The following is a 26814-nucleotide window of genomic DNA, read 5'->3' as shown; positions in this document are numbered from 1 at the left end:
CATCTAGAATCGACTTCATAAGAAAGTATTTGGGTAGAGCGTTTCAAAAATATGTACAGTAATGCGATTTTGAAAACGGATTCATAATTGTGTTGTACAGTTGGTTGTAAGGAGAGGGGAAACTATGGCAGAACAGACAGTCCGTGTAACCGTCGATGGTAAAGAATTTTCTGCATCAGGTGAAAAGACGATACTACAATTATTTAACGAGAGTAATTTGGAACATCCTCAAATTTGTCATGTACCAGAAGTAGATCCAATTCAAACTTGTGATACGTGTATTGTAGAAGTAAATGGAAAGTTATTGCGTGCTTGTTCAACAAAATTAGAGAACGGTATGCATATCGAAAGACAGTCCCGGCGTGCAAAAGAGGCACAGACTGAGGCAATGGATCGAATATTAGAGAATCATTTATTGTATTGTACCGTTTGTGATAACAATAATGGTAACTGTAAAGTCCACAATACAGTACATATGATGGGGATTGAGGAACAGAAATATCCGTATGAGCCGAAAGTAAGTGCGTGTGAAGTGGATATGTCACATCCATTTTATCGATATGATCCAAATCAATGTATTGCTTGTGGGCAGTGTGTAGAAGTATGTCAAAACTTACAAGTGAATGAAACTATATCGATTGATTGGAGCTTAGACCGTCCACGTGTTATTTGGGACAATGGTGTAAGTATAAATGACTCGTCTTGTGTAAGTTGTGGACAGTGTGTAACAGTATGTCCATGTAATGCGTTAATGGAAAAAACAATGTTGGGTGAAGCTGGATTCATGACTGGATTGAAACCGGATGTGTTAGATCCGATGATTGATTTTGTAAAGGATGTAGAGCCTGGATATAGTAGTATTTTAGCAGTTTCAGAAGTAGAGGCTGCGATGCGTAAGACGAAAGTGAATAAAACAAAAACAGTTTGTACATTTTGTGGTGTAGGTTGTTCATTTGAAGTATGGACGAAAGACCGCCACATTTTGAAAGTACAGCCTGTTTCAGATGCGCCGGTTAACGGTATTTCCACATGTGTAAAAGGCAAATTTGGATGGGATTTTGTAAACAGTGAAGATCGAATTACAAAGCCATTAATTCGCCAAGGAGATATGTTTGTTGAAGCTTCATGGGAAGAGGCTCTTGAAGTTGTTGCATCCAATATGCAGCATATTAAATCAGAATATGGCAGTGATGCATTTGGGTTTATTTCCTCTTCGAAAGTAACGAATGAAGAAAATTATCTTATGCAAAAACTAGCCCGTCAAATATATGGAACGAATAATGTAGACAACTGTTCCCGTTATTGTCAATCTCCAGCAACAGACGGTTTATTCAAAACTGTCGGTATGGGCGGGGACGCTGGAACAGTGAAAGATATTGCGGAAGCTGGCCTTGTCATTATCGTTGGAGCAAATCCAACAGAAGGACATCCTGTACTTGCAACTCGTGTAAAACGTGCTCATAAATTACATGACCAAAAATTAATTGTGGCGGACCTTCGTAAACATGAAATGGCAGAGCGTGCGGATTTATTCATTCATCCGCGCCAAGGAACTGATTACGTATGGCTCGCTGGTATTACGAAATATATTATTGATCAAGATTGGCACGATAAAAAGTTCATAGCTGAAAATGTGAAGAATTTTGATGAATATAGCAAAATGGTAGAAAAGTATACGCTTGATTATACAGAAGAAATTACGGGGATTTCGAAAGAAAATCTGAAAGAAATGGCTCGTATGGTATATGAAGCAGATGGTACTTGTGTACTTTGGGGAATGGGTGTAACTCAAAATACTGGAGGAAGTACAACTTCAGCAGCAATTTCAAATCTATTGCTTGTTACGGGTAACTATCGTCGTCCTGGTGCAGGAGCATACCCATTACGCGGACATAATAACGTACAAGGTGCTTGTGATATGGCAACATTACCAAACTGGCTTCCAGGTTACCAAGCAGTTTCAGATGATGCGCTCCGTGCGAAATTTGAAACTGCATACGGTACTACAATTCCGAAAGCACCAGGGTTAAATAATATTGCAATGTTACTTGCGGCAGATGAAGGAAAACTGCGTGGTATGTATGTTATGGGTGAAGAAATGGCTTTAGTAGATTCGAATGCCAACCATGTACAACATATTTTAGCGAATTTAGATTTCCTTGTTGTTCAAGATATGTTCTTGTCGAAAACAGCTCGTTTTGCTGATGTTATTTTACCGGCAGCACCAAGCTTAGAAAAAGAGGGAACATTTACGAATACAGAGCGCCGTATTCAAAGATTATATGAAGTATTGAAGCCGCTTGGTGATTCAAAGCCAGACTGGTGGATTTTACAAAAAGTAGCTCGTGCACTTGGCGGGGACTGGAATTATGAAAGTCCAAGTGAAATCATGGATGAAATTGCATCGCTTGCACCTTTATATTCTCAGGCGACATACGATCGTTTAGAAGGATGGAATAGTTTATGTTGGGGTAGCCATGATGGTAGTGATACACCACTATTATATGTGGACGGATTTAACTTCCCAGATAAACTAGCTCGTCTATCATTAGATGAATGGGTACCACCAGTTGTAGCGCCAGATGAGTATGATTTACTTTTAAATAATGGTCGTATGTTAGAACATTTCCATGAAGGGAATATGACGAATAAATCGGCTGGTATTTTATCTAAAGTATCTGAAGTGTTCGTTGAAATCTCGCCTGAACTCGCCCTAGAGCGCAATGTGAAAGATGGTGGTCTTGTAGAATTAGCATCACCATTTGGGAAAATTAAAGTACAGGCACTTGTTACAGATCGTGTAACGGGGAAAGAGCTATATTTACCGATGCATGCAACGGTAAATGAAGAGGCAATCAATATTTTAACTGGAACGGCGACAGATCTTTATACGTGTACACCAGCGTACAAACAAACGATGGTAAAGATGCGTGTACTACGTGAAAAAGGGAATCGTCCGTTACCATCTTCAAACCCGAGAGATAAAAAGCGTAATCCGCAAAACGGTGTTGAAATCCAGCAAAAATGGCAAAGAAAACAATACGTATCACTTGTGGACTAGGGGGCGGAGATAGTGGCGAAAGAAATTACTGTAATTAAAAAGAAAGTTGTAACAGAGGAAGAACAGAAACAGCAAGTAGCAGATGAACTTCTAAATGAGCTATCTAATAATCGTGAAGCAGTAGAAGAAACGATGCAGCTTTTAGCACAGTTGCAGAAGGCTGGTATATTAGATGCGGCAATTAGTTTACTTGCTGCGAAGGAAGATGTTTCAAAAATCGCTGTGGAGCAATTAAATCGTGAACCCGTTAAAAATGCGTTAAACAATATGATGGGGGCAGGAGAAGCGTTATCTTCAGTTGACCCAGAAATAACGAAGCAAATTACGTCAAGTTTAGTTACAGGATTGCAATTTGCAACAGACGAATTAAATAGTGGTAAAAAAACAAAAGTGATGGATTTCTTTAAAGTATTAAAAGATCCAGATATCAATAGAGCTATTACATTCGGTTTTAGCTTCTTGAAAGCATTTGGACAAGGGTTAGAGAAAAAATAGAATAAATGAAAAAGTGATGGGAAGTAGCCATCACTTTTTTCATTATATGTATAAGAGTGTTCATGTTAAGCGGAATATATTATTATTAAAAAGATGGATTAGAACTGGAAATGTGGAATCCATCTCAAATACCGTTTTAGAATTTGGAGGAATATATGCAACACCGTAAAAAACTATCTATACCAGGAGTAATGAGACATTCCTTTCAAACAGTTAAATTTGCTTTTTGGAATGTATTAACTTTTCAACTTGCTTATAAATTATTAGCAGCGATTGTGTTTGTTCCACTATTTGGAATCATTTTTAATAAGTTATTGTATTTTGGTGGTTATGCAAATGCGACAAATGATGAATTATTAGCGTTTTTAAAGACGCCTTATGGCATCTTAGCAATTGTAATTTTGTCATTGTTAGCACTGTTTCTTATCTTTACAGAATTTGCGGTGCTTATTATTATTTCGTATTTCGCTCATAAAAGACAGAAGGTGAAATTACGTCCGATTTTATATAAAACGGTAACGTATTTACCTACTCTTTTCACATATTGCTTACCAGGATTTATTTTATATGCTGTCGTATTGTTGCCTCTTTTAAATATGGGATATGAAACGGCATTAATCCCGCAAATTCAAATTCCTAACTTTATTACAGGAGAACTGTTTAAGACAACGATGGGGCAAGTTGGTTATTACACGTTCTTTGCTGTAGTCGCGTATTTGAATCTTCGATGGATTTTCGTTCTACCTATTGTTGTTTTAGAGCAAAAATCATTTCGCGTGGCAGCACGTAAAAGTGCAAATTTAGTAAAGGAAAGCTTTTTTAAAGTACTACTCTTTTTAGTAGGATTTTTTATTTCAATTGGAATTGTATATGTCGTATTTTTGGGAATATATTTATTGTGCCTATGGGGTGTTTATGAATTTACAAACCCGAAAGGAACATTTGCATTATTAGCTGAATCAACGATTTCTGTATTTTTAACGAGTACGTTGTATTTATTTAGTTTTATCGTGACGCCATTTTATATTATGGCGATTACGCGATTATACTTACAAAAGGTACCGGTTGAAGATGTTTTATTAGAAGAAGGATTAGATTATTCGAAAACGAAAGCAGATAAATGTTTCTTCCAAAAACATCGCTGGAAATTTATTGGCGTATATATTGTGGGGATTATTACTGCCGGAATGGTTGTTGCCTTCATTGTAACGTTTATTTCAAATTCGTATAAAGAACCAATTATTATGGCGCACCGCGGGTATATATCAAAAGGCGTAGAAAATACGAAAGAAGCTGTGCAAGGTGCTATTGATGCAAAAGCAGACTACGCTGAAATAGATGTATTACAAACGAAAGACGGTGAACTAGCGGTTATACATGATTTGAAGCTGAAACGTCTCGCAAATGCAAATGTGCATGTGTCAGATTTAACGATGGCTGAGTTAAGGCAGCTTACCCTTAGTCAAGATGGACTTTCAGGACAAATAAGTACACTTGATGAAATCATTAAGCTAGCAAATGGCAAAATCAAACTTAATATAGAAGTGAAGCTTCATGGGGGCGAAAAAGACTTTGTAAACAAAGTCTTAAAAACGATTAAAGATAATGAATTTGAGAAGCAATGTGTAATTCAAACGTTACACTATCCGCTTATTAAAGAGTTTAAGCGTGCAAATCCAGATATAAAAGTAGGGTATATATTGTATGCAAGTAGAGCTAACTTAAAGAATGTGAAGGCTGACTTTTACGTAGCAGAAGAATATATGTTAAATAAGAAATTAGTAAAAGAAGCAAGGAAGTTAAACAAACCAATTTACGTATGGACAGTAAATGATATGGAAAATTTAAAGGCATATTATAAGTTAAACGTAGATGGTATCATAACTGATTACCCTGAAGATGCACGTGAAACAATTAAGATGTTAAAAGAGCAAGAAGCGGAAGAAAGTGATCTGTTTGATAAAATTACTGAAACGACAGATGATTTGTTTTTAAAATTATTTATAAGTTACCCAGCTGCTAGCTAAATGCTAGCAGCTGTTTTTTTGTGAAAAGAATATATCTCTAAAGTATTAAGTAAAGTAATAACTGTATATGTATACGTTATCGCTTAGTTTTTTACATTGTTACATTATTGTCAAATAATAAATGATTACTGTTTATTTTGAAGAAGTATAATAAAAATTGAGTGAAAGATAATGGAATGTCACGAAACCCCTAATAGAATCAATGTTTTATATATTTACACTATTCTAAATATATAAACTTTAGAAAAATGATATGTTAGCGTTTTCATAACTTTTAAGTTATGCTAGAATAAGGACATAAGTTATTAATTATTACAAAAAGAAAAAAGAATCTCTTTTTTCTGTTAATTATAAGGGGGCATTTCATTATGCGTATTGGGGTACCAGCAGAAATTAAAAACAACGAAAACCGTGTGGCAATGACACCAGCAGGTGTTGTACATTTAATTCGTAACAATCACGAAGTATTCATTCAAAAGGGTGCAGGTTTAGGATCTGGTTTCACAGACGCTCAGTATGTTGAAGCGGGAGCGAAAATTGTTGATACAGCTGAAGAAGCTTGGAACATGGAAATGGTTATGAAAGTTAAAGAACCAATTGAAAGCGAATACAAACACTTCAGTGAAGGCTTAATCTTATTCACATACTTACACTTAGCTCCAGAGCCAGAATTAACAAAAGCGTTAATTGAGAAGAAAGTTGTTGCGATTGCATACGAAACAGTACAATTAGAAAACCGTTCTCTACCATTACTTGCACCTATGAGTGAAGTAGCTGGTCGTATGGCTGCACAAATTGGTGCGCAATTCCTTGAGAAAAACAAAGGCGGTAAAGGTATCTTACTTGCAGGTGTTCCAGGAGTTAAACGTGGTAAAGTAACAATCATCGGTGGTGGACAAGCTGGTACAAATGCTGCTAAAATTGCAGTTGGACTAGGTGCGGATGTAACAATCATCGACTTAAGTGCAGAACGTCTTCGTCAATTAGATGACATTTTCGGAAACCAAGTAAAAACTTTAATGTCTAATCCTTACAATATTGCAGAAGCTGTAAAAGAGTCTGATCTTGTAATCGGTGCAGTATTAATCCCAGGTGCAAAAGCGCCAAAACTTGTAACAGAAGAAATGATTAAATCAATGGAACCAGGTTCTGTTGTTGTAGATATCGCGATTGACCAAGGTGGTATTTTCGAAACAACTGACCGTATTACAACTCATGATAACCCAACTTACGAAAAACACGGCGTTGTTCATTATGCAGTTGCAAACATGCCAGGTGCGGTTCCACGTACATCAACTCTTGCATTAACAAACGTAACAGTACCATATGCAGTACAAATTGCTAACAAAGGCTACAAAGAAGCTTGCCTAGGCAACTCTGCATTACTAAAAGGTATTAACACATTAGATGGCTATGTAACATTTGAAGCAGTTGCAGAAGCTCACGGTGTAGAGTACAAAGGTGCTAAAGAATTATTAGAAGCAGAAACAGTATCTTGCTAATAGAAGCATTATACAAAACAAAATCGAACAATATATAATACAACATGATAAGAGCTAAGAGATAATACCTCTTAGCTCTTCTTAGTAAAAGGGGGCATACATCGTGGCCAACCTATTTAAAAAGAAATCCGTTACGCAATTGTTAGGGGAAAGTAAAAGTAAAACTTTGACGAAAACGCTAGGGGCATTTGACCTAACAATGCTAGGGATTGGTGCGATAATTGGTACAGGAGTTCTAGTATTAACTGGATTAGTAGCAGCAAGAGATGCTGGTCCAGCAGTTATTTTTTCATTTATGATTGCAGCAATTGTTTGTGGATTTGCAGCATTATGTTATGCAGAAGTTGCATCTACACTTCCTGTTTCAGGTAGTGTGTACACATATTCGTATGCAACAATTGGTGAGTTTGTTGCTCATTTAATGGGATGGACATTACTATCCGTATATGTCGTAACGACTGCCGCAGTAGCTGGCGGATGGACTGGTTATTTCAATAATTTAGTGAGTGGACTGGGACTTGAAATTCCGAAAGCGTTGCTAACAATTCCAGCGCAAGGTGGTATGGTAAACTTACCAGCAGTTATCGTTACGTTAGTGATAACTTGGTTATTATCACGAGGTACGAAAGAAAGTAAGCGTGTGAATAACATAATGGTATTAATTAAAATTGGTATTGTTGTTTTATTCATTGCAGTTGGTGTATTCTACGTGAAACCAGAAAACTGGATACCATTTGCACCTTACGGTTTAAGTGGAGTGTTCGCAGGGGGAGCAGCAGTATTCTTTGCTTTCTTAGGATTTGATGCATTAGCAACTTCTGCTGAAGAAGTAAAAAATCCGCAACGTGATCTACCAATTGGTATTATTGCTTCGTTAGTTATTTGTACAATCATTTATGTTGTAGTTTGTCTCGTTATGACAGGCATGGTTTCTTATAAGGAATTAGATGTACCTGAAGCTATGGCATATGTGTTAGAAGTTGTAGGACAAGATAAAGTGGCTGGTGTAATTGCTATTGGAGCTGTAATCGGTATTATGGCTGTAATTTTCGCTTACATTTATGCGACAACACGTGTATTCTTCGCAATGAGTCGTGACGGTTTATTACCAAAATCTTTTGCGAAAATTAACAAGAAGACTGAAGCGCCAACATTTTCAGTTTGGTTAACAGGAATTGGTAGTGCTTTAATTGCTGGATTTATCGATTTAAAAGAATTGTCGAATTTAGCGAATATTGGAGCGTTATTAACATTCGCCATGGTTGGTGTAACTGTTATCATTCTTCGTAAAACGCATCCGAAATTACAACGTGGATTTATGGTACCACTTGTACCGATCTTACCGATTATTTCAATTGCATGTTGTCTATTCTTAATGGTAAATTTACCGTTAACAACATGGATATACTTTGGTATTTGGTTAGCGATTGGAGTAGTTGTATACTTTGTTTATTCGAAAAAACATAGTCATTTAAAAGACGATGGAAGTTCGCAGGATAATTTAGATCAAGCTAATTAAAGGGATATAAAATAGTAAGCCTTGTGCGTCTAGGGAGCGCGCAAGGTTTTTCTTTTGGATAAAAAAGGAAAGAAAGGTAACTTTATCGAATTTTTATGTCGGAATATGAAAAAAGGGTGGGAGCAAAATGCGAGAAACGAAAGTTGTTGTTGGAGCAGAGGGGTATAATAATAATCCTGGTTGGTTACATACGAATGAAGAAGAATTAAATTTATTGCGAAGAGAAACTTGGCTTGATAAAGTGAAACCCAATTCTTTATCAGCAATTTTAGCGGAACATGTATGGGAGCATTTATCGTACGAAGAAGGAATTGAAGCTGCAAAAATTTGTTATGAGTTTTTAATGGAGAATGGATATATTCGTTGTGCAGTACCAGATGGATTTTTTCCAGATGAAGAATATCAGCAGGGTGTACAAATAGGTGGACCTGGTCCATTAGAGCATCCAGCAGCAAGCCATAAAATTGTTCATAACTATAAAACAATCACGTCCATGTTTGAATCAGCAGGTTTTCAAGTGAGGCTCTTAGAATACTGTGATGAGAATGGTAAGTTTCACTATAATGATTGGAATGAGAAAGATGGATTTATTTATCGATCGAAACGTTTTGACCATAGAAATCGGGATAATCAGTTAGGATTTGTTTCTTTAATTGTGGATGCGGTGAAAAATAAAAAGTAAGTAAAAAGGGGTGTGCGAATTGTACATCCTTTTTTGTATGAGAATATAGAGGATGCGGAAAATATGTATATGCCTTACTAAAATGTGAACGGAATGTTCATAAAAAAATTCAGATTTCATTGACACATATGAGTAGGCGCTCATATAATAAGAGTATAAGATATATGAATGATTGTTCATATGTTCAATTAAAGAGGTGAGCTATAATGGCTGGAAATAAAGTGGAAACACCACAAGAGACATGTTCTCAAACAATAATTCATGAAGAAGTTGTTGAGCAAGTAAAACAAACAATTCCAACTGATGAAAGTTTAAGTAAAGTAGCAGAACTATTTAAAGTATTAGGTGACCGTACACGTACGAGAATATTACATGCGCTATTTGAAGCTGAAATGTGCGTTTGTGATTTAGCTTATTTATTAGGAATGACACAATCATCTATTTCGCATCAGCTTCGTGTGTTAAAGCAAGCGAAACTTGTAAAGAATCGTAAAGAAGGAAAGGTTGTTTATTATTCGTTAGCTGACCAGCACGTAATTCATATCTTCGAGCAAGCGTTTGAGCACGTAAACGAAGAAGAATAAAAAGAACGCGAGGAGGGAGAACGATGGCTGAAGCATTAGTGAAAAAGAAACTGATGTTAGAAGGTTTAGATTGTGCGAACTGTGCAATGAAAATTGAAAAAGGTGTTGGGAATATAGAAGGAGTAAATTCTTGCTCTGTAAACTTCGCAACAAAGACAATGATCTTAGAAACAGCACAAAATAAAGAAAACGAAGTTGTTACGGAAGCAAAACAACTCGTTACAAAATTAGAACCGCATATTAAAGTGCAAGAAGAACAAAAAAATAAAATTGCTAAAGAAGTATTTATATTAGAAGGTTTAGATTGCGCGAACTGTGCAATGAAAATTGAAAATAAAGTTAAGGAAATGCCAGCTGTCTCAGAAGCAACTGTTGATTTCGTATCGAAGAAACTACGAGTAGAAATTGCGAATAAAAGAGAACTAGAAGCGACTGTAGTAAATATAACAAATGTCGTTCAAAAGTTAGAGCCAGATGTGAAAGTTGTTCGTGAAGAGAAGAACGGTCATGACCACGGACATAGTCACGATCATGGTGAAGCAAACGTGAAAAAGATGGTAGGGAGATTAGTGGTCGGCGGAATTTTGACAGCAATTGCTGCATTAGCGAGCTTACCACAAATGGTAACAATTCCGTTATTCGTCCTTGCTTATTTATTAATAGGTGGAGATATCGTTTGGAGAGCGGTAAGAAACATAACTCGCGGCCAAGTATTTGATGAAAACTTCTTAATGGCAATTGCAACTGTAGGAGCCTTTGCAATTCAGCAATATTCAGAAGCTGTAGCAGTAATGCTATTTTATCAAGTAGGAGAACTATTCCAAAGCATTGCGGTAAACCGCTCTCGAAAATCAATTACTTCATTAATGGATATTCGTCCTGATTATGCGAATGTAAAGGTTGGGAATGAAACGAAACAAGTATCGCCAGAAGATGTACAAATTGGCGATTATATTATCGTTAAGCCAGGTGAGAAAGTACCATTAGACGGAAAAGTAATTGAAGGAACATCAATGGTAGATACTTCGGCATTAACTGGTGAATCTGTACCACGTGAAGTTGAAGTTGGAAATGATGTATTAAGTGGCTTTGTGAACCAAAACGGTGTATTAACAATTGAAGTTACAAAAGAATTCGGTGAATCAACTGTATCGAAAATTTTAGATTTAGTTCAAAATGCAAGCAGTAAAAAAGCACCAACAGAAAACTTTATTACGAAGTTTGCGCGTTACTACACTCCAGTTGTAGTTATTACAGCGGCGATCATGGCGTTTATTCCACCGCTTATTTTAGAAGGAGCTACATTCTCTGAGTGGATTTATAGAGCTTTAGTGTTCTTAGTAATCTCTTGTCCATGTGCGTTAGTTGTATCCATTCCTCTTGGATTCTTTGGAGGTATCGGTGGTGCATCTAAAAGTGGTGTGTTAGTAAAAGGTAGTAACTATTTAGAAGCTTTAAATGATGTGAAATATATTGTTTTTGACAAAACAGGAACATTAACAAAAGGTGTTTTCAAAGTTACAAAAATGGAACCGAGCGAAGGTACTACAAGTGAAGAGTTATTAGAGTATGCGGCATTTGCTGAAGTGTATTCTAACCATCCGATTGCCCAATCTATTCGAAAGGCATATGGAAAATCAATTGATGAAAAAATAATCGATGATTATAACGAAATTTCTGGTCACGGTACAGTCGTGAAAGTACAAGGAAAAGAAATTTTTGCAGGTAATGCAAAATTAATGAGAAAAGAAAATATTGAATTTAAACAACCAGAAACAGTAGGTACATTAGTTCACGTTGCTGTAGATGGAAAATATGCAGGTTATATTGTTATCTCTGATGAGGTAAAAGAGGATTCGAAACAAGCGATTCAAAAGTTAAAAGAACTAGGTATTAAAAAGACAGTAATGTTAACTGGTGATGCAAAAACAGTTGGTGAAGCTGTCGGTAAAGAATTGGGCTTAGATGAAGTTCATGCGGAATTACTACCGCAACAAAAAGTAGAAGAGATTGAAAAAATTGATGCAGCGAAGCACGGAAAAGAAAAAATTGCCTTCGTTGGTGACGGTATTAACGATACACCAGTATTAGCCCGTGCAGACGTTGGTATTGCGATGGGTGGTTTAGGATCAGATGCAGCAATTGAAGCGGCAGACATCGTTATTATGACTGATGAGCCTTCAAAAATTGCGACAGCTGTAAAAATTGCAAAACGCACAAGAAGTATAGTGTGGCAAAATATCATCTTTGCTTTAGGTGTAAAAGGGATTGTTCTATTACTTGGTGCCTTTGGTATTGCAACAATGTGGGAAGCTGTTTTCTCAGATGTTGGTGTGACACTACTTGCAGTGTTAAATGCAATGCGTGTATTACGAGTGAAAGATTTATAAAAAAGAGGACGCAACCTGCGTCCTCTTTTTTATTAGTGATTTTGTTGAAATTGATTTAATAAAATAATATCAAATATTATTTTACTTTTAAATAGTGTAATATTAAAATTTACAAATAAAACACATTCGTCTTATTATTTTAATATATTTTTTACAAATATCCATATAGTATTGAAAAAACAGAGAAGGAGAAACTTCTCTGTTTACTTTTGTATGTTTTTTTCAACTTGTTCTCGAACAGTTTGGATGTAATTCATTTTATGATCCCAACATTCTTGGCTTAAATCGACAGGATACTCTTCGGGATTTAAAGTTCGCATGTATTCTTCCCAAAATAGAGCGAGACTCTGTGCACTATATTGTTGAATATCTAATATACTTGGTAGTTCATATGTTCTTTCAGCGTTAACGAAAATGTCTTTATGCAGTTCACGGGCTTCAAAGTTTGTTACGAATTTACTTATATATGTGTGAACTGGATGGAACATTTTTAAGCGCTCTTCTTTTCCAGGTTCTTCAGAATCTAACGCAATATAATCACCTTCTGCATGATCGTTAACACGATTGATAATACGATAAATTCGTTTCAGTCCTGGAGTGGTAATTTTTTCAGGGTTAGATGAAATTTTAATCGTATCATTTAATTTTCCGTCAGTATCTTCAATCGCAACTAGTTTGTAAACAGCTCCTAATGCAGGTTGCTCAAAGGACGTAATTAATTTTGTCCCAACGCCCCATACGTCAATTTTTGCCCCTTGAGATTTAAGGTGCATAATTGTGTATTCATCTAAATCGCTAGAAGCGATAATTTTTGTATTTGTAAATCCTGCTTCATCTAGTAGTTTTCTTGCCTTTTTAGATAAATAAGCCATATCACCACTATCAAGACGAATGCCATAGAAATCAATACGATCTCCAAATTCTTTTGCGACGCGAATCGCATTTGGAACACCAGATTTCAATGTGTCATATGTATCAACGAGAAAGACGCACTTTTTATGAGTTTCAGCGTATTTCTTAAATGCGACGTATTCATCGCGATATGCTTGAACGAAAGAGTGCGCATGTGTGCCAGCTACAGGGATCCCGAAGCGTTTTCCGGCACGAACGTTGCTTGTAGAGGAGAAACCACCAATAAAGGCAGCGCGTGTCCCCCAAAGGGCAGCATCGAACTCATGGGCACGTCTTGTGCCGAACTCTAAAAGCTCATCATTACTTGCAGCATGTTTCATACGAGCAGCTTTTGTTGCAATTAATGTTTGGTAATTCACAATATTTAAGAGGGCGGTTTCAATAATTTGTGCTTCACCGAGTGGTGCATCAACACGTAATAAAGGCTCGTTATTAAATACAACTTCACCTTCTTGCATACTGCGAATCGTCCCAGTGAATTTCATATTTTGTAAATAATGAAGGAATTCTTCTTCAAATTGTAATTCTGCTAAATAAGCGATATCGCTTTCAGTAAAACTGAAATTTTCTATGTACTCTACAATTTTCTCAAGGCCAGCAAAAACAGCGTAGCCATTCTCAAATGGAAGCTTTCGAAAATATAAATCAAAAACAGAACGGCGATTATGAATACCATCTTTCCAATATGTATAAGCCATGTTGATTTGATATAGGTCTGTATGTAAGGCATAACTATCGTCTTTATAATGAGTCATCGCGAGAACACCTCCATAATTTGGTTATAGTATACCAATTTTTCATCATTCGTAGCAAAGAAGAGATATTGATGTGAAGTCAAGAGAGAAAAAAATGAAATTATGCATATTTTTTAGAAAATTAACATTTATCAATTTATATTTCTCTCGATTTTATGTATTATTAGAGTAATGGGGTAATGAGAATGGAGGAGGACAATGCAACAAACATTAGAAAAAATAGGCAAACAAGTCTTTTACAAACGGCTCCAGCAAAAAATGACACAAGAAGAACTATGTCAGGGCATTTGTTCTGTCTCATACTTAAGTAAGATCGAAAATGGAAAGATCGAAGCATCAGAAGAAATTCTACAATTGCTCTGCACAAGACTGGAAATTGCCGTGACGGATTTGAGAGATGTAGAAGAAGATGTGAAGGGGAAGCTGGATGAATGGTTGAATGCACTAGTTCATTTGGACAAGCAACAAGTAGAACGTATATATGAAGAGTTGCAAGGTGAAATGAAGCATGTGTTGGATTTTGAAATTATAAATTATTATAAACTGCTGTATACACGTTATTTAATTATGAAAAGGGATTTTCCTGCACTCGAAGAAGAATTAGATAAGTTGAAGAAGGTATATAAAAAATATTCTCCATTTCAGAAGTTATTATATATGTATAGTAGAGGGTTATTGTGCTGTTTACAGTATAGATGGAAGGATGGGCTAGATTACTTATTAAAAACAGAAGTAATGGCCAAGGAACAAGGGTATCATGAAACAGGCTTGTATTATAATATAGCGCTTGCATATACTCATTTAGATATTCATCATCTTGCAATTCATTTTGTAAATATGGCATTAGAAGGATTTCGTAGTGAATATAAGTTTAGAAACATAATTAATTGCCAAATCCTTATTGCGGTAAGTTATACAGAAAAAGGTCAGTATGAAGAAGCTTTAAAAATGTATGAAAGTATATTGAGAGAGGCCACATCTTTTGCTGATAAGGATGTACTATTAGCTATTACTTTAAGTAATATGGGAAGTATCTATTATAAAAAAGGAAAATATCAGCAAGCGAAAAAATATTATTTAGATAGTCTACAACTTCAAAAACAAATAGATTTAAACTATTTAGATACAATATATGAAATGGCATTAGTATGCATTAAATTAGAAGAGTTGGACGAGGCAAGGGCGTTAATTGATAAGGGAATTGATGCAGCGAAACAAGAAGAGAGATTTAATGCAAAATTATACTTGCTTTTAATGCTTAGATATAAATATTTTGAAGAAGCAAAAGATTATAAATTATTTTTGGAAAATGAGGCTATCCCGTTGTATAAATCTGCAGGAAATAAAATAGAATTAAAGAAAGTATACGTTGAACTAGCAGAACATTTTTCAAATTTATCGAGATTTGAAGAAAGTAATCGATATTATAGGTTAGTTATTGATTTGATGAATGATAATAAGGAGGAATAAAAATGAAAAAGATGGTATTTGGAGTATTAGCGTTTATAGTGACTCTTACAGTTGCTGGAGGAATACATCAGTATAGCAGTAAACCTGATATTGTTGGTCAACAAGCTAAAACTGTTGAACAAGTTAATTCATAATAATCCCCCTTTCCAATCGGAAAGGGGTTTTTTTTCAATATTTGTTCCTCAAAATTCTACAAAACTTGAGAAAATAATTATTTGAATTTTTAGTATATTAATAGTGGAAACATAATGCTAATATGAAACTACTCTTTTTCAAAAAATTTTTTATTAGGGGGAAGGTTATATGAAAAAGAAGAGTTTAGCATTAGTGTTAGCGACAGGAATGGCAGTTACAACTTTTGGAGGGACAGGCTCTGCGTTTGCGGATTCTAAAAATGTGCTCTCTACGAAGAAGTACAATGAGACGGTGCAGTCACCTGAGTTTATTTCTGGTGATCTAACTGAAGCAACTGGTAAGAAGGCAGAATCTGTTGTGTTTGATTACTTAAACGCAGCAAAAGGTGATTACAAGCTAGGAGAAAAGAGTGCGCAAGATTCTTTCAAAGTGAAACAAGTGAAGAAAGATGCTGTAACTGATTCAACAGTAGTACGTATGCAACAAGTTTACGAAGGAGTACCTGTATGGGGTTCTACTCAAGTAGCTCACGTAAGTAAAGACGGTTCTTTAAAAGTTTTGTCTGGAACAGTTGCACCTGATTTAGACAAAAAGGAAAAGTTGAAAAATAAAAATAAGATTGAAGGCGCAAAAGCAATTGAAATCGCGCAGCAAGATTTAGGTGTGACACCGAAATATGAGGTAGAACCAAAAGCGGACTTATATGTATATCAAAATGGTGAAGAAACAACATATGCATACGTTGTAAATCTAAACTTCTTAGATCCAAGTCCAGGAAACTACTACTATTTCATTGAAGCAGACAGCGGTAAAGTATTAAATAAGTTTAATACAATTGATCATGTGACAAATGATGATAAGTCACCAGTTAAGCAAGAGGCTCCTAAACAGGATGCGAAAGCAGTAGTAAAACCTGTAACAGGAACAAATAAAGTAGGAACTGGTAAAGGTGTATTAGGAGATACGAAATCACTTAATACAACATTATCTGGTTCATCTTACTACTTACAAGATAATACGCGCGGGGCAACGATTTTCACATATGATGCGAAAAACCGCTCAACATTACCAGGAACATTATGGGCAGATGCGGATAATGTTTTCAATGCAGCGTATGATGCAGCGGCAGTAGATGCTCATTACTATGCAGGTAGAACATATGATTATTATAAAGCTACATTTAACAGAAACTCTATTAATGATGCAGGAGCACCATTAAAATCAACAGTTCATTACGGAAGTAAGTATAATAATGCATTCTGGAATGGCTCACAAATGGTATACGGAGATGGTGATGGTGTAACATTCACTTCATTATCTGGTGGTATTGATGTAATTGGTCACGAATTAACGCATGCTGTTACGGAAAATAGCTCGAATTTAATTTATCAAAATGAATCAGGCGCATTAAATGAAGCGATTTCTGATATCTTTGGTACTTTAGTAGAATTCTATGATAACCGTAACCCAGATTGGGAGATTGGTGAAGATATTTACACGCCTGGTAAAGCAGGAGATGCGCTTCGCTCTATGAGTGATCCAGCGAAATATGGTGATCCAGACCATTATTCTAAGCGTTACACAGGTTCAAGTGATAACGGTGGCGTTCATACAAACAGCGGCATTATTAATAAACAAGCTTATTTATTAGCAAATGGCGGTACGCATTTTGGTGTAACTGTAACTGGTATCGGTAAAGATAAATTAGGTGCGATTTACTACCGTGCAAATACACAGTATTTCACGCAATCTACTACATTTAGCCAAGCTCGTGCTGGTGCAGTACAAGCTGCTGCAGACTTATATGGTGCAAATTCTGCTGAAGTAGCAGCGGTTAAGCAATCATTTAGTGCTGTTGGTATTAACTAAGGATTTAAAGGATAGCTATTAATAAAATACCTCAAAAATAAAGAAGGAGCCTATGCTCCTTCTTTATTTTTTTCTCCATTTTTTCCACAAATAATATAATCCGATACAACCTGCGATTGTCACAATCCACTTCGCTTCATTTGTTCCGTTCATGACTTGGTATGCCGAATATACTTCAATCAATAAGGCCGGTATTTTACCTATTGTACTGGCAATACTGAAGGAGAGTAATGACATTTTCCCTAGAGCTGCAAATAAAGTCACGATACTTGATGGGATGAAAGGTATCAATCGAAACGATAGAACGAGTAGAAAGGCCTCTCTACCTTCTACATAAAGAAGACGCTCTACCTTTGGGTACTTATTTACTTTATCGTGAGTGAACTTTTGAAGGCCCATGCGGTAAATATAAAACGAGATAATAGCCCCTAAGGCCTCACCTGCGATCGAGATGATTGTGCCATTTGTTACACCGAAGAGCTGTATATTAATGGCGGTTAAAAAGATGCTAGGAATAACACCTAAAAGACTAATGATGATGTTAATTAAGATACTAAGTGGAATTGCGATTGAATAGTATTCTGTTAAGAAATTTTGAATCGTTTCAGCCATTGTTTAAAATCCTTTATCTTTTTTTGCATTACACCACATTTCGATTGTATAGGCAAGGGTAAATTTACATAATGTAGAAAATGTTGATAAGAAGGTATTTATATACCTTATATGGGTATTAGGTATATAAAAATAGGGGTATTTTAAGTTATTTTCAAAAAAGTTTAATAACCCTTTGTTTAAAAGGGTTATATGGTTTTATTATCGGTATTTTTATTTGGGAAATAATCATAAAATTTAGGGGGTATATATTAAGAGGGGCGGAAAATAGGGTGTTGGTGAAAGTGTGTAGGAAAATAGATGAAAAAAATGAAAACTGATAGGTTTTTTCGTTGTGAAATTGACTTTTAGTGAAGTTACGATAATAATCATGGAAGAGGTGATATGATGAAACGAATAAGCAGTCTTTTCTTGAGTAGTTTATTGGCACTAATGCTGATCTTAAGTGGATGTGCAGGAAAAGAACAAAAAACAGAGAAACAAACAGGGAATCAATCGACATCAGTAGAAAAAATTAGTGATAATATTTTAGATGAAATGGAAGGACCACCTAAAAATGGTCATACGATTGAAAGACATGTAGGCAAATCAGAAGAAGATTTGAAGAATCGCTTGAAGACAGATAAAGTATCAGCAGCAAGTACATACTATGACAAGGAAACAGCAACGAAAGCTGTAAAAGATAGTTTGAAGCAGCATGATAAGGAAATTCAAGACTGGTTAAAAAATTCTAAAGAGGCTCGTCTCGTATTAAATACAACACATTCATTCCCGGTTGGAAAAACGGTAATAAAGAAAAATATGAGTGTAAAAGACAAGTTGGTAAAAACTGTTACTGTTTTAGCGAGAGATAAGTCAGGAGAATTAGGGTTTAAGATTATTACTTCTTATCCATCTGATAAATAAGAAGGGGGAGTACATTATGTATACGACATTACAATACTTTCTTAAATCGTACTGTACGTTAAGTATTCATGAGGATGAAATAGTAAGCGTGATGGAAGAGTTTATTGAACAAGAAGACGAAGAAATTGTTTTGAAATTACGTGATGAATTAATAAATATGAAGAAAAAGAACGCGTGGGAAGAGGCGTGTGTATTAGCTGCGAAGCAAGGCAATCGTATGTGGTCTTTAGAAGAAACGAAAGACCATCTTGAAACTTTTTTACTATTACTGCAAAAGAAAAAGGCGTGATATAATCACGCCTTTTTCTTTATGCTATTCGGTGGATATTATCTATTCTTTTGGAGCGCTTTTATATACGCTTTTTGAAATTTGTCCATTTGATATTACTTCCCCGTTTTGTGTTACTTTTTTATACGTAACTGCTGTTATTTTATCACTACTTCTACTAATTACTTGAGAAGAGACTTCAACATTTTTACCAGTATTTGTACCGAAAATGCGTGTAGTAATACTACCCCCATTTGAAAATGCTTGAATATAAATATGATTGCCCGTATTATTTTTAAATTTTAAATCTGGACCATAATCTGCTACTGCTGCATCTTGCCCAAGTGGTAAATAATTTACCGGCATAGAATGATTACTTCGAGAAACAATACCTAAATCTGCCCTTAAAGCTGCGCTGTATAATGTACTACTGACTTGGCAAACTCCTCCGCCTGCACTTTGTATTACTTTACCTTGTGAATATACTGCTGCAGATTTGTAACCATGTGCAGCATCAGTTACGCCAACGCGGCCGTTAAAACTAAATGTTTCATCAGGTGCGACAATAACCCCACTTAAAGTATTAGCTGACTTATTTACGTTAAATGATTGATTTCCGTTACGGCCAGCCATTGGAGTAGAATATTCAGCGATGACTTCTTTAATACCCATTTTCTGTATGTCTTCTGTAGAACGTTCGGGTTTTATGAATGTAACTGGCAATGTAACATCTGATTTACCAGTAGTAATCGCTTCGTTTGTTAAACCGTTTAGCTTCCCTTTATCAATTTTTTCTCCGTTTTGACTTTGACTAATATTTACTGTTGGGCCTTCAATACTTAATTCCGCATTAACAGGATTTTTTAATGTTTCATTATATTTATCTTTTATAAAGGTTTCATAAGCTGTTGCATTTAATTGTGGTGTTAATTTATAGTCACGTTTTAATTCACCGTTTTCAGCTTGCTTCCGCATTTTGTAACGATTCATTACGTTTCCTTCTTGTTCTTTAAAGATTTTGTCAATAATATCTTTCTCTTTATAATTTATCCCTAAATCTTTCCATGTGTAAGTTTGTTTATCGTTTTGGAATATGTAGGTAAGGGATTTTTGATCTAATTCAGTTACCTTTTGATTAATAATTGCTTGAATATCGTTCTTATTTTTTCCATCGAGAGAAATACCTTCAAATGTAGTATTTGGTAATGCAGTAGTATTTAATTGATTATTTAATTTGGATACATATTGATATCCCCCAACACCGCCTACACAAAGTAATATGCCCCCAGCAATTGCAGAACCGATCAGTATTTTACTTAGCTTCATTTATTTCCCCCCAGAAATTTATGTATAAATATATGTATTACATTTTTTGTATAAAAATGATGAAAATAACATTATGTACGTACTAGTATACTATTATTTTCACTGTGTGTGTAATGTTTTCATAAAAAATGTTACATCGCTGTAATAATTGTCACTTCTTGTCACAATGTGTATGAAAAATATGTTGAAAAATAAAATAAAAAGGCTGTCTAGAAAGATCTAGCAGCCTTTTTATTATAATTTTTTATGTTCATTTTTATTCGTAACACCGAGATGTTTTTGAAGGGTAGTTGAAATAGTATCGACGCTTTTTTCATTTGGAACGTAATAATAAATACCACCTATATATTTATCTGTACCTTCTACTTGCATTTTTTCCATTTTTAAATTTGAATCCATTGAATTTTTTGTAATTGTCATCATATCATCAAACGTTAAATTGGTTTTTAAATCTTTATCGACAGCGTCTAGTAGGCCACCGATTTTATTAATGGAATTAAGAGATAGTGCCTTTTCAGCAATGGCCTCTAATACAAGCTGTTGTCGTTGGCCACGCATATAATCACTATCGATATGACGAGTTCTAGCTAGCGCCAATGCCTCTTCTCCATTTAAATGTTGACGTCCTTTTTTAAGATGAATTGCATCTGCTTCATCTTTACTATTTTGCTCTGTGAACTCAACTGGAACGTCCACAGTAATACCACCAAGAGAATCAACAATTTTGATAAAGGATTTAAAGTTGAATTTTACATAGTAATCAACTGGAACATCTAAAAAGTTCTCTACCGTATCAATTGTGCTGTCTACACCACCGAATACGTGAGCATGTGTAATTTTATCGTATTTATCACGTGACTTAATGTAGACGCGTGAGTCACGTGGAATGCTTACAAGTTTAACGGATTTATCGTTTTTATTAATTGTTGCAAGTAATAACGCATCTGTTCGAGTTGCTTTTCCGTAACCTTTTTCCCTAATATCACTTTCATCAACACCCATAATTAGTACGGAAATGTTGTCGGTCATAGGTTTAACAGCTTTTTCGCGTTTACTGGACTTATCTCCTCGACCTAGTTCAGCATAAGCATTATTTAAGACGGACTTTGCTTTACTGTATATATGGAAGGAGTAGCCTCCTGCTCCAAGTGCTACAATTAGTAATGGAATAAGAAGGAACCAAAGTAAGCGTTTTTTCTTTGAGCGTCCTTTTTTGGCTCGCGTATTGTTGTTCGTGTCGGATTTCATCATTTTTTCTCCTTTAAAACTATCAAAGTGTATACATTTAGAAGTGTATTCAAACACATAAAAAATATTTTACGCTAAATAAAAGCGATTGTACATGTATAAAAAATAGATGTCTTGATTATTTATCCCGCATTAACGGGCAGTAAAACTCCCACCTCAAAGTCCAGCGAATGCAAGGAAGTTAGGTGGGAGTTAACTGCCCGTAAAAGCCCGATTGGTGAAGGCTAATACTCAGAGGGGGCTATCCCCCTCTGAGTAAAGTTTCACTTTATAAGACATCTATTCGTTATTGTGTACAAAAGATAGGGATAAGAAAATGATAAAATTTTACCTAATTACAACATAATGCTTACGATAATTGCAGATAAAATGCTAACGAGAGTAGCTCCATATAGTAATTTAAGGCCAAACCTTGCAACAACGTTTCCTTGTTCCTCGTTTAGTCCTTTTACCGCACCTGAAATAATACCAATGGAAGAAAAATTGGCAAAAGACACGAGGAAAACAGAAATAATACCAACTGTACGGGGAGAAAGGTTATTAGAAATTTTACTAAGATCCATCATTGCGACAAATTCATTCGTTACAAGCTTCGTTGCCATAATGCTGCCAGCTGCGACAATTTCAGAACTTGGTACACCGATAAGGAATGCGATAGGTGCAAATACGTAGCCGATTAATTGTTGGAACGTAATACCGAATATAATGAGGAACAGGTCATTAATACAACTAATTAATGCAACGAATCCAATGAGCATAGCGCCGACAACAATGGCTACACGAAAACCATCAAGAATGTATTCTCCAAGCATTTCAAAAAAGCTTTGTTTTTCACCTTTGATCTCTAAAATATCTTCGTCATCTTTAACGTCGTAAGGGTTAATGATGAGTACGATAATAAAACCGCTAAATAAATTAAGAACGAGTGCGGTTACTACATATTTAGGCTCAATCATTGTCATATAGGCACCTACGATAGACATAGATACGGTTGACATAGCAGAGGCACAAAGTGTATAAAGACGGTGTTTTGGAATTTGAGCTAATTGCTTTTTCACTGTAATAAAAACTTCTGATTGGCCGACAATGGCAGAGGCGATAGCGTTGTAAGATTCTAATTTCCCAAGACCATTTATTTTACTAAGAAAGTACCCAATCCAATGAATGAAAAACGGTAGTATTTTGAAATGTTGTAATATACCAATTAAAACAGAAATAAAGACGATTGGTAATAATACAGTAAGGAAAAATGGCATTTCACCTTTATTTGCAAGACCACCAAATACGAAATTTATTCCATCAGCAGCATACTCGAGTAGCTTGGTAAACAAACTAGAAATGATTCTAATAAGTATGAGGCCGATTTCTGTATTTAATAGTAAATAGGTTAAAATTAACTGTATAATAAGCATGATAAAAATTGGTTTAAATTTAATATGCTTCTTATTATTGCTAGCAATATAAGCGAGCAAGAAAACAACAATTAGTCCGATGAAAAAAGTAATGAATTTCATGGTAAGCCCCCTAAAAGAGATATTCTGCTATATATGTTTTTCATTTCAAGGGAGAATATGCATCTTTGGTAAAGAAAGGAATAGAGAGAGTATGAATATATGTAGAGTGCATCACGTTGCAATTATTTGTTCGAATTATGAGACGTCAAAAAATTTTTATACTAGAATATTGAGATTTAAAGAAATAAATGAAGTATATAGAAAGGAACGAGATTCTTATAAATTAGATTTATGTGTAGGAGAAGAGTATCAAATCGAATTATTTTCATTTCCAAATCCGCCTGAGCGCAAAAGTTTTCCAGAAGCAGCAGGTCTTAGACATTTAGCATTTGCTGTTACAAATATAGAAGAAGCTGTGAAGCATTTAAATCAATGTGGTGTTGAGACAGAATCGATCCGTATTGATGAAATAACGGGGAAGAAATTCGTCTTTTTCCAAGATCCCGATGGTTTACCTTTAGAATTGTATGAGGTTTGAAAATTGGTTGATTTTATATAGAGTTGCTTTCAAATAATTGAAGAAACTAAAGTGAAACTTCTTTTTAAAAGGAGGTGTAACTTTAGCTAAGAAAGCTAAAGGACATATGTGGATATTTTAAAATTATTGATGGTAGTCATTCTTATTGGGTTAACAGCATTTTTTGTGGCTGTTGAATTTGCAATTATTAAGGTACGTAGCAGTCGTATTGATCAACTCGTTAGCGAAAAAAGACGAGGTGCACTGGCAGCTAAAAAGGTAACTTCAAATTTAGATGAATATTTATCGGCCTGTCAGCTAGGTATTACAATTACTGCTTTAGGGCTCGGGTGGTTAGGGGAACCAACCATTAAACATTTACTCGAGCCGTTGTTTTTAAAATTAAAATTCTCACCTGCGATTTCTAGTACAGTTTCATTTATTATTGCCTTTGCAGTAATTACATTTTTACATGTTGTCATTGGGGAGCTTGCTCCAAAGACATTTGCTATACAAAAAGCAGAACAAGTTAGCTTATTGTTATCGAAACCACTTATTTATTTTTACCGAGTTATGTATCCGTTTATTTGGGCTTTGAATGGTTCAGCGAGGGTTGTAACTGGCTTATTCGGATTACATCCAGCTTCTGAACATGAAGTAGCTCATTCAGAAGAAGAATTAAGGTTAATCTTATCTGAGAGCTATGAGAGCGGAGAGATTAACCAAAGGGAATTTAAATATGTAAATAATATTTTTGAATTTGATAATAGAGTAGCAAAAGAAATTATGGTACCTCGTACGGAAGTTGTAGGCTTATATGAGGACGAACCATTTGAAACACATATTAAAGTAATCGCACAAGAAAAGTACACGAGATATCCTGTATTTGGTGAAGATAAAGATGAAATTATTGGGATGGTTAATGTAAAAGATTTATTTATTCGTTATATGGATGGTAATCGGGACGAAGAGTGCTCGATTATGCCATATACAAGGCCAGTTATTGAAGTGCTAGAAAATATTCCAATTCATGATTTACTATTACAAATGCAAAGAAAACACATTCCATTAGCTGTATTGTATGATGAATATGGTGGTACAGCAGGGATTGTTACACTAGAGGATATTTTAGAAGAAATTGTTGGAGAAATTCGAGATGAATACGATGAAGATGAACACCCGCCTATAGAGCATGTAAGTGAAGGGTATAAAATTGTAGAGGGAAAAGTGCTTATTAGTGAAGTAAATGATTTGCTTGGCATACATTTAATTGCTGATGATGTAGATACAATTGGTGGCTGGATTATGGTACAAAAACAAATCGTTGCTGAAGGAGATCTTATTGAGAAACACGGTTTTTATTTTAAAGTCCTTGAAAAGGATATGCATCAAATTAAACGAGTGGAAATAAGGAAAGTAGAAGAATGATTTTCTATAAACTTTAATAAAAAGGATATGCAGAAAAATAAATGTTTGCGCTTTCAAAAAAGGTGCTATATAGTGAAGGTGGATACTGAAAAATTCTTCTGAATGATACTCGTGTTTTTAGAGGGCGGATTTTTTGGATAAGGATTTAGAATGAAAAAGTATAGGTGATAAAAATGATAGCAACGAAGGATATACGTATAGAAAAAGATTTTTTAGGTGAAAAAGAAGTACCAGGTGCAGCTTATTATGGTGTACAAACATTACGTGCCGTAGAAAACTTCCCAATTACAGGATACCGCATTCATCCATCACTCATTACAGCAATGGCAATTGTGAAAAAAGCGGCGGCACTTGCGAATATAGATACTGGTTATTTAGCTAAGGACATTGGACATGAAATTGCAGAAGCAGCGCAAGAAATTGTTGATGGAAAGTTTCATGATCAATTTATTGTGGATCCTATTCAAGGCGGAGCCGGAACTTCTATTAATATGAATACAAATGAAGTAATTGCGAATAGAGCGTTAGAACGTATTGGATATGAAAAAGGGGAATATGCGAAAATTAGCCCAAATACTCATGTGAACATGGCCCAATCAACGAACGATGCGTTTCCAACAGGGATTCATATTGCAACTCTTATGATGTTAGAAGAGCTTCTTATTACAATGGAAGAACTTCATTCTGCTTTTCGTAAAAAAGCAAAAGAGTTTGATCACGTTATTAAAATGGGACGCACACATTTACAAGATGCAGTTCCAATTCGCCTTGGACAAGAATTTGAAGCGTATAGCCGAGTGCTTGAACGTGATATAAAAAGAATTAAACAGTCTCGTCAACATTTATATGAAGTGAATATGGGGGCGACAGCTGTTGGTACAGGATTAAATGCAAATCCTACGTATATTGAACAAGTAGTAAAACATTTAAGAACGTTTAGTGGATTCCCACTTGTTGGTGCAGAGCATTTAGTTGATGCAACGCAAAATACAGATGCATACACAGAAGTATCTGCAGCACTTAAAGTATGTATGATGAATATGTCTAAAATTGCAAACGATCTTCGTATTATGGCTTCTGGACCACGTGTTGGGTTAGCTGAAATTCAATTGCCAGCACGTCAGCCAGGTTCATCTATTATGCCAGGTAAAGTAAATCCAGTTATGGCAGAAGTAATTAACCAAGTCGCATTCCAAGTAATCGGAAACGATCATACAATTTGCTTAGCATCAGAAGCAGGGCAATTAGAGTTAAATGTAATGGAGCCTGTGCTTGTATTTAATTTAATTCAATCTATCAGTATTATGAATAACGGATTCCGTGTATTCCGTGAATATTGTATTGAAGGAATTACAGCAAATGAAGAATTGCTGAAGCAATATGTTGAGAAAAGTGTTGGAATTATTACAGCAGTTAATCCTCATATTGGTTATGAAGCAGCATCTCGCATTGCACGTGAAGCAATTGAAACAGGAAAATCTGTTAGGGAGTTATGTTTAGAGCATGGTGTACTGACAGAAGAGGAATTGGATATTATTTTAGATCCATTTGAAATGACACATCCTGAAATTGCTGGAGCTTCTTTATTAAAAAATAAAAAAATGTAATGTGAAAAACACCGATCCATTTTGAAGTGAACCCTGAAAACGGGACA

General features: G+C 35.3%; 21 protein-coding genes. 16 read left to right on the top strand and 5 right to left on the bottom strand.

Features of this window, described 5'->3' with window-relative positions; genetic code table 11:
- Window positions 1–124: 124 nt before the first annotated feature.
- The 8 genes from fdhF to RT27_RS06070 all read left to right on the top strand — a co-directional run bounded on the left by fdhF (window position 125) and on the right by RT27_RS06070 (window position 12260).
- Complete coding sequence (gene fdhF, locus RT27_RS06105; RefSeq protein WP_043935534.1) at window positions 125–3061, top strand: formate dehydrogenase subunit alpha; 2937 nt, start codon at window positions 125–127, stop codon at window positions 3059–3061.
- Between the two features lie 12 nt (window positions 3062–3073).
- Complete coding sequence (locus RT27_RS06100) at window positions 3074–3556, top strand: DUF1641 domain-containing protein (RefSeq protein ID WP_001040540.1); 483 nt, start codon at window positions 3074–3076, stop codon at window positions 3554–3556.
- Between the two features lie 155 nt (window positions 3557–3711).
- Window positions 3712–5583, top strand: coding sequence for a glycerophosphodiester phosphodiesterase (locus tag RT27_RS06095; protein WP_001164720.1), 1872 nt, complete (start codon window positions 3712–3714; stop codon window positions 5581–5583).
- Window positions 5584–5951: 368 nt separating this feature from the next.
- Window positions 5952–7085: an alanine dehydrogenase gene (ald, locus tag RT27_RS06090; protein ID WP_001219741.1), complete on the top strand. Its 1134-nt coding sequence runs from the start codon at window positions 5952–5954 to the stop codon at window positions 7083–7085.
- Window positions 7086–7188: 103 nt separating this feature from the next.
- On the top strand, window positions 7189–8604 hold the full coding sequence (locus tag RT27_RS06085) for an amino acid permease (protein WP_001284896.1): 1416 nt from the start codon (window positions 7189–7191) through the stop codon (window positions 8602–8604).
- A 127-nt stretch (window positions 8605–8731) separates the two neighbouring features.
- Entirely contained in the window at window positions 8732–9286 is a 555-nt protein-coding gene (locus RT27_RS06080; protein ID WP_043935532.1) for a protein distantly related to SAM-dependent methyltransferase, read from the top strand.
- A 206-nt stretch (window positions 9287–9492) separates the two neighbouring features.
- A complete protein-coding gene (locus tag RT27_RS06075; protein WP_000918378.1) occupies window positions 9493–9870 on the top strand; it encodes a metalloregulator ArsR/SmtB family transcription factor in 378 nt (125 codons plus the stop codon).
- A gap of 23 nt (window positions 9871–9893) precedes the next feature.
- The gene (locus tag RT27_RS06070) at window positions 9894–12260 is read left to right on the top strand and encodes a heavy metal translocating P-type ATPase (RefSeq protein ID WP_043935530.1); all 2367 of its coding nucleotides are present in this window, start codon (window positions 9894–9896) and stop codon (window positions 12258–12260) included.
- Window positions 12261–12463: 203 nt separating this feature from the next.
- Here the strand turns inward: RT27_RS06070 and RT27_RS06065 are convergent, their stop codons facing one another.
- Window positions 12464–13927 (bottom strand): nicotinate phosphoribosyltransferase, encoded by a 1464-nt coding sequence (locus RT27_RS06065; protein WP_043935529.1) that lies wholly within the window; start codon window positions 13925–13927, stop codon window positions 12464–12466.
- Window positions 13928–14125: 198 nt separating this feature from the next.
- On the opposite strand from RT27_RS06065, the gene RT27_RS06060 reads away from it, so the two are divergent.
- The 3 genes from RT27_RS06060 (at window position 14126) to RT27_RS06055 (ending at window position 17401) form a co-directional block, all read left to right on the top strand.
- Window positions 14126–15397 carry a tetratricopeptide repeat protein gene (locus tag RT27_RS06060; RefSeq protein WP_001187958.1) on the top strand — a complete coding sequence of 424 codons (1272 nt, stop codon included), beginning with the start codon at window positions 14126–14128 and terminating at the stop codon, window positions 15395–15397.
- A 2-nt stretch (window positions 15398–15399) separates the two neighbouring features.
- Entirely contained in the window at window positions 15400–15531 is a 132-nt protein-coding gene (gene nprX, locus RT27_RS32915) for a quorum-signaling peptide NprX (protein WP_000738912.1), read from the top strand.
- A 169-nt stretch (window positions 15532–15700) separates the two neighbouring features.
- The gene (locus tag RT27_RS06055) at window positions 15701–17401 is read left to right on the top strand and encodes a M4 family metallopeptidase (RefSeq protein WP_029441539.1); all 1701 of its coding nucleotides are present in this window, start codon (window positions 15701–15703) and stop codon (window positions 17399–17401) included.
- Window positions 17402–17464: 63 nt separating this feature from the next.
- On the opposite strand, the gene RT27_RS06050 is transcribed toward RT27_RS06055, so the two are convergent.
- On the bottom strand, window positions 17465–18013 hold the full coding sequence (locus RT27_RS06050; protein WP_016083570.1) for a VTT domain-containing protein: 549 nt from the start codon (window positions 18011–18013) through the stop codon (window positions 17465–17467).
- A 387-nt stretch (window positions 18014–18400) separates the two neighbouring features.
- On the opposite strand from RT27_RS06050, the gene RT27_RS06045 reads away from it, so the two are divergent.
- Both RT27_RS06045 and RT27_RS06040 read left to right on the top strand, forming a co-directional pair.
- Window positions 18401–18919 carry an RNase A-like domain-containing lipoprotein gene (locus RT27_RS06045; protein WP_029441540.1) on the top strand — a complete coding sequence of 173 codons (519 nt, stop codon included), beginning with the start codon at window positions 18401–18403 and terminating at the stop codon, window positions 18917–18919.
- A 16-nt stretch (window positions 18920–18935) separates the two neighbouring features.
- Complete coding sequence (locus tag RT27_RS06040; RefSeq protein ID WP_000288803.1) at window positions 18936–19208, top strand: hypothetical protein; 273 nt, start codon at window positions 18936–18938, stop codon at window positions 19206–19208.
- 42 nt (window positions 19209–19250) lie between these two features.
- On the opposite strand, the gene RT27_RS06035 is transcribed toward RT27_RS06040, so the two are convergent.
- The 3 genes from RT27_RS06035 to RT27_RS06025 form a co-directional block, all read right to left on the bottom strand.
- A complete protein-coding gene (locus RT27_RS06035; protein WP_043935527.1) occupies window positions 19251–20513 on the bottom strand; it encodes a VanW family protein in 1263 nt (420 codons plus the stop codon).
- Between the two features lie 234 nt (window positions 20514–20747).
- Entirely contained in the window at window positions 20748–21764 is a 1017-nt protein-coding gene (locus RT27_RS06030; RefSeq protein WP_002163841.1) for an LCP family protein, read from the bottom strand.
- 332 nt (window positions 21765–22096) lie between these two features.
- Window positions 22097–23275: a nucleoside transporter C-terminal domain-containing protein gene (locus tag RT27_RS06025; protein ID WP_016083566.1), complete on the bottom strand. Its 1179-nt coding sequence runs from the start codon at window positions 23273–23275 to the stop codon at window positions 22097–22099.
- Between the two features lie 91 nt (window positions 23276–23366).
- Here RT27_RS06025 and RT27_RS06020 point away from each other — a divergent pair, with 91 nt between their 5' ends.
- The 3 genes from RT27_RS06020 to aspA all read left to right on the top strand — a co-directional run bounded on the left by RT27_RS06020 (window position 23367) and on the right by aspA (window position 26767).
- Window positions 23367–23753, top strand: a complete 387-nt coding sequence (locus tag RT27_RS06020; protein ID WP_043935526.1) for a VOC family protein — start codon at window positions 23367–23369, stop codon at window positions 23751–23753.
- A gap of 108 nt (window positions 23754–23861) precedes the next feature.
- Window positions 23862–25160, top strand: coding sequence for a hemolysin family protein (locus tag RT27_RS06015; RefSeq protein ID WP_043935525.1), 1299 nt, complete (start codon window positions 23862–23864; stop codon window positions 25158–25160).
- A 173-nt stretch (window positions 25161–25333) separates the two neighbouring features.
- Window positions 25334–26767: an aspartate ammonia-lyase gene (aspA, locus tag RT27_RS06010; protein ID WP_043935524.1), complete on the top strand. Its 1434-nt coding sequence runs from the start codon at window positions 25334–25336 to the stop codon at window positions 26765–26767.
- The last annotated feature ends 47 nt before the right edge of the window (window positions 26768–26814 follow it).

This window comes from Bacillus sp. L_1B0_5 (assembly GCF_000836715.1).
Lineage (GTDB): Bacteria > Bacillota > Bacilli > Bacillales > Bacillaceae_G > Bacillus_A > Bacillus_A thuringiensis_S.
The sequence above is the reverse complement of the archived record's forward strand: the minus strand, read 5'-3'. Positions and strand labels throughout refer to the sequence as shown.

Coding starts and splice junctions, on each gene's coding strand:
- RT27_RS06060 (WP_001187958.1), top strand. CDS start 14,126: ATGCAACAAACATTAGAAAAAATAGGCAAACAAGTCTTTTACAAACGG.
- RT27_RS06020 (WP_043935526.1), top strand. CDS start 23,367: ATGAATATATGTAGAGTGCATCACGTTGCAATTATTTGTTCGAATTAT.
- RT27_RS06025 (WP_016083566.1), bottom strand. CDS start 23,275: ATGAAATTCATTACTTTTTTCATCGGACTAATTGTTGTTTTCTTGCTC.
- RT27_RS06055 (WP_029441539.1), top strand. CDS start 15,701: ATGAAAAAGAAGAGTTTAGCATTAGTGTTAGCGACAGGAATGGCAGTT.
- RT27_RS06045 (WP_029441540.1), top strand. CDS start 18,401: ATGAAACGAATAAGCAGTCTTTTCTTGAGTAGTTTATTGGCACTAATG.
- fdhF (WP_043935534.1), top strand. CDS start 125: ATGGCAGAACAGACAGTCCGTGTAACCGTCGATGGTAAAGAATTTTCT.
- RT27_RS06050 (WP_016083570.1), bottom strand. CDS start 18,013: ATGGCTGAAACGATTCAAAATTTCTTAACAGAATACTATTCAATCGCA.
- nprX (WP_000738912.1), top strand. CDS start 15,400: ATGAAAAAGATGGTATTTGGAGTATTAGCGTTTATAGTGACTCTTACA.
- aspA (WP_043935524.1), top strand. CDS start 25,334: ATGATAGCAACGAAGGATATACGTATAGAAAAAGATTTTTTAGGTGAA.
- RT27_RS06080 (WP_043935532.1), top strand. CDS start 8,732: ATGCGAGAAACGAAAGTTGTTGTTGGAGCAGAGGGGTATAATAATAAT.
- ald (WP_001219741.1), top strand. CDS start 5,952: ATGCGTATTGGGGTACCAGCAGAAATTAAAAACAACGAAAACCGTGTG.
- RT27_RS06070 (WP_043935530.1), top strand. CDS start 9,894: ATGGCTGAAGCATTAGTGAAAAAGAAACTGATGTTAGAAGGTTTAGAT.
- RT27_RS06030 (WP_002163841.1), bottom strand. CDS start 21,764: ATGATGAAATCCGACACGAACAACAATACGCGAGCCAAAAAAGGACGC.
- RT27_RS06035 (WP_043935527.1), bottom strand. CDS start 20,513: ATGAAGCTAAGTAAAATACTGATCGGTTCTGCAATTGCTGGGGGCATA.
- RT27_RS06075 (WP_000918378.1), top strand. CDS start 9,493: ATGGCTGGAAATAAAGTGGAAACACCACAAGAGACATGTTCTCAAACA.
- RT27_RS06040 (WP_000288803.1), top strand. CDS start 18,936: ATGTATACGACATTACAATACTTTCTTAAATCGTACTGTACGTTAAGT.
- RT27_RS06095 (WP_001164720.1), top strand. CDS start 3,712: ATGCAACACCGTAAAAAACTATCTATACCAGGAGTAATGAGACATTCC.
- RT27_RS06065 (WP_043935529.1), bottom strand. CDS start 13,927: ATGACTCATTATAAAGACGATAGTTATGCCTTACATACAGACCTATAT.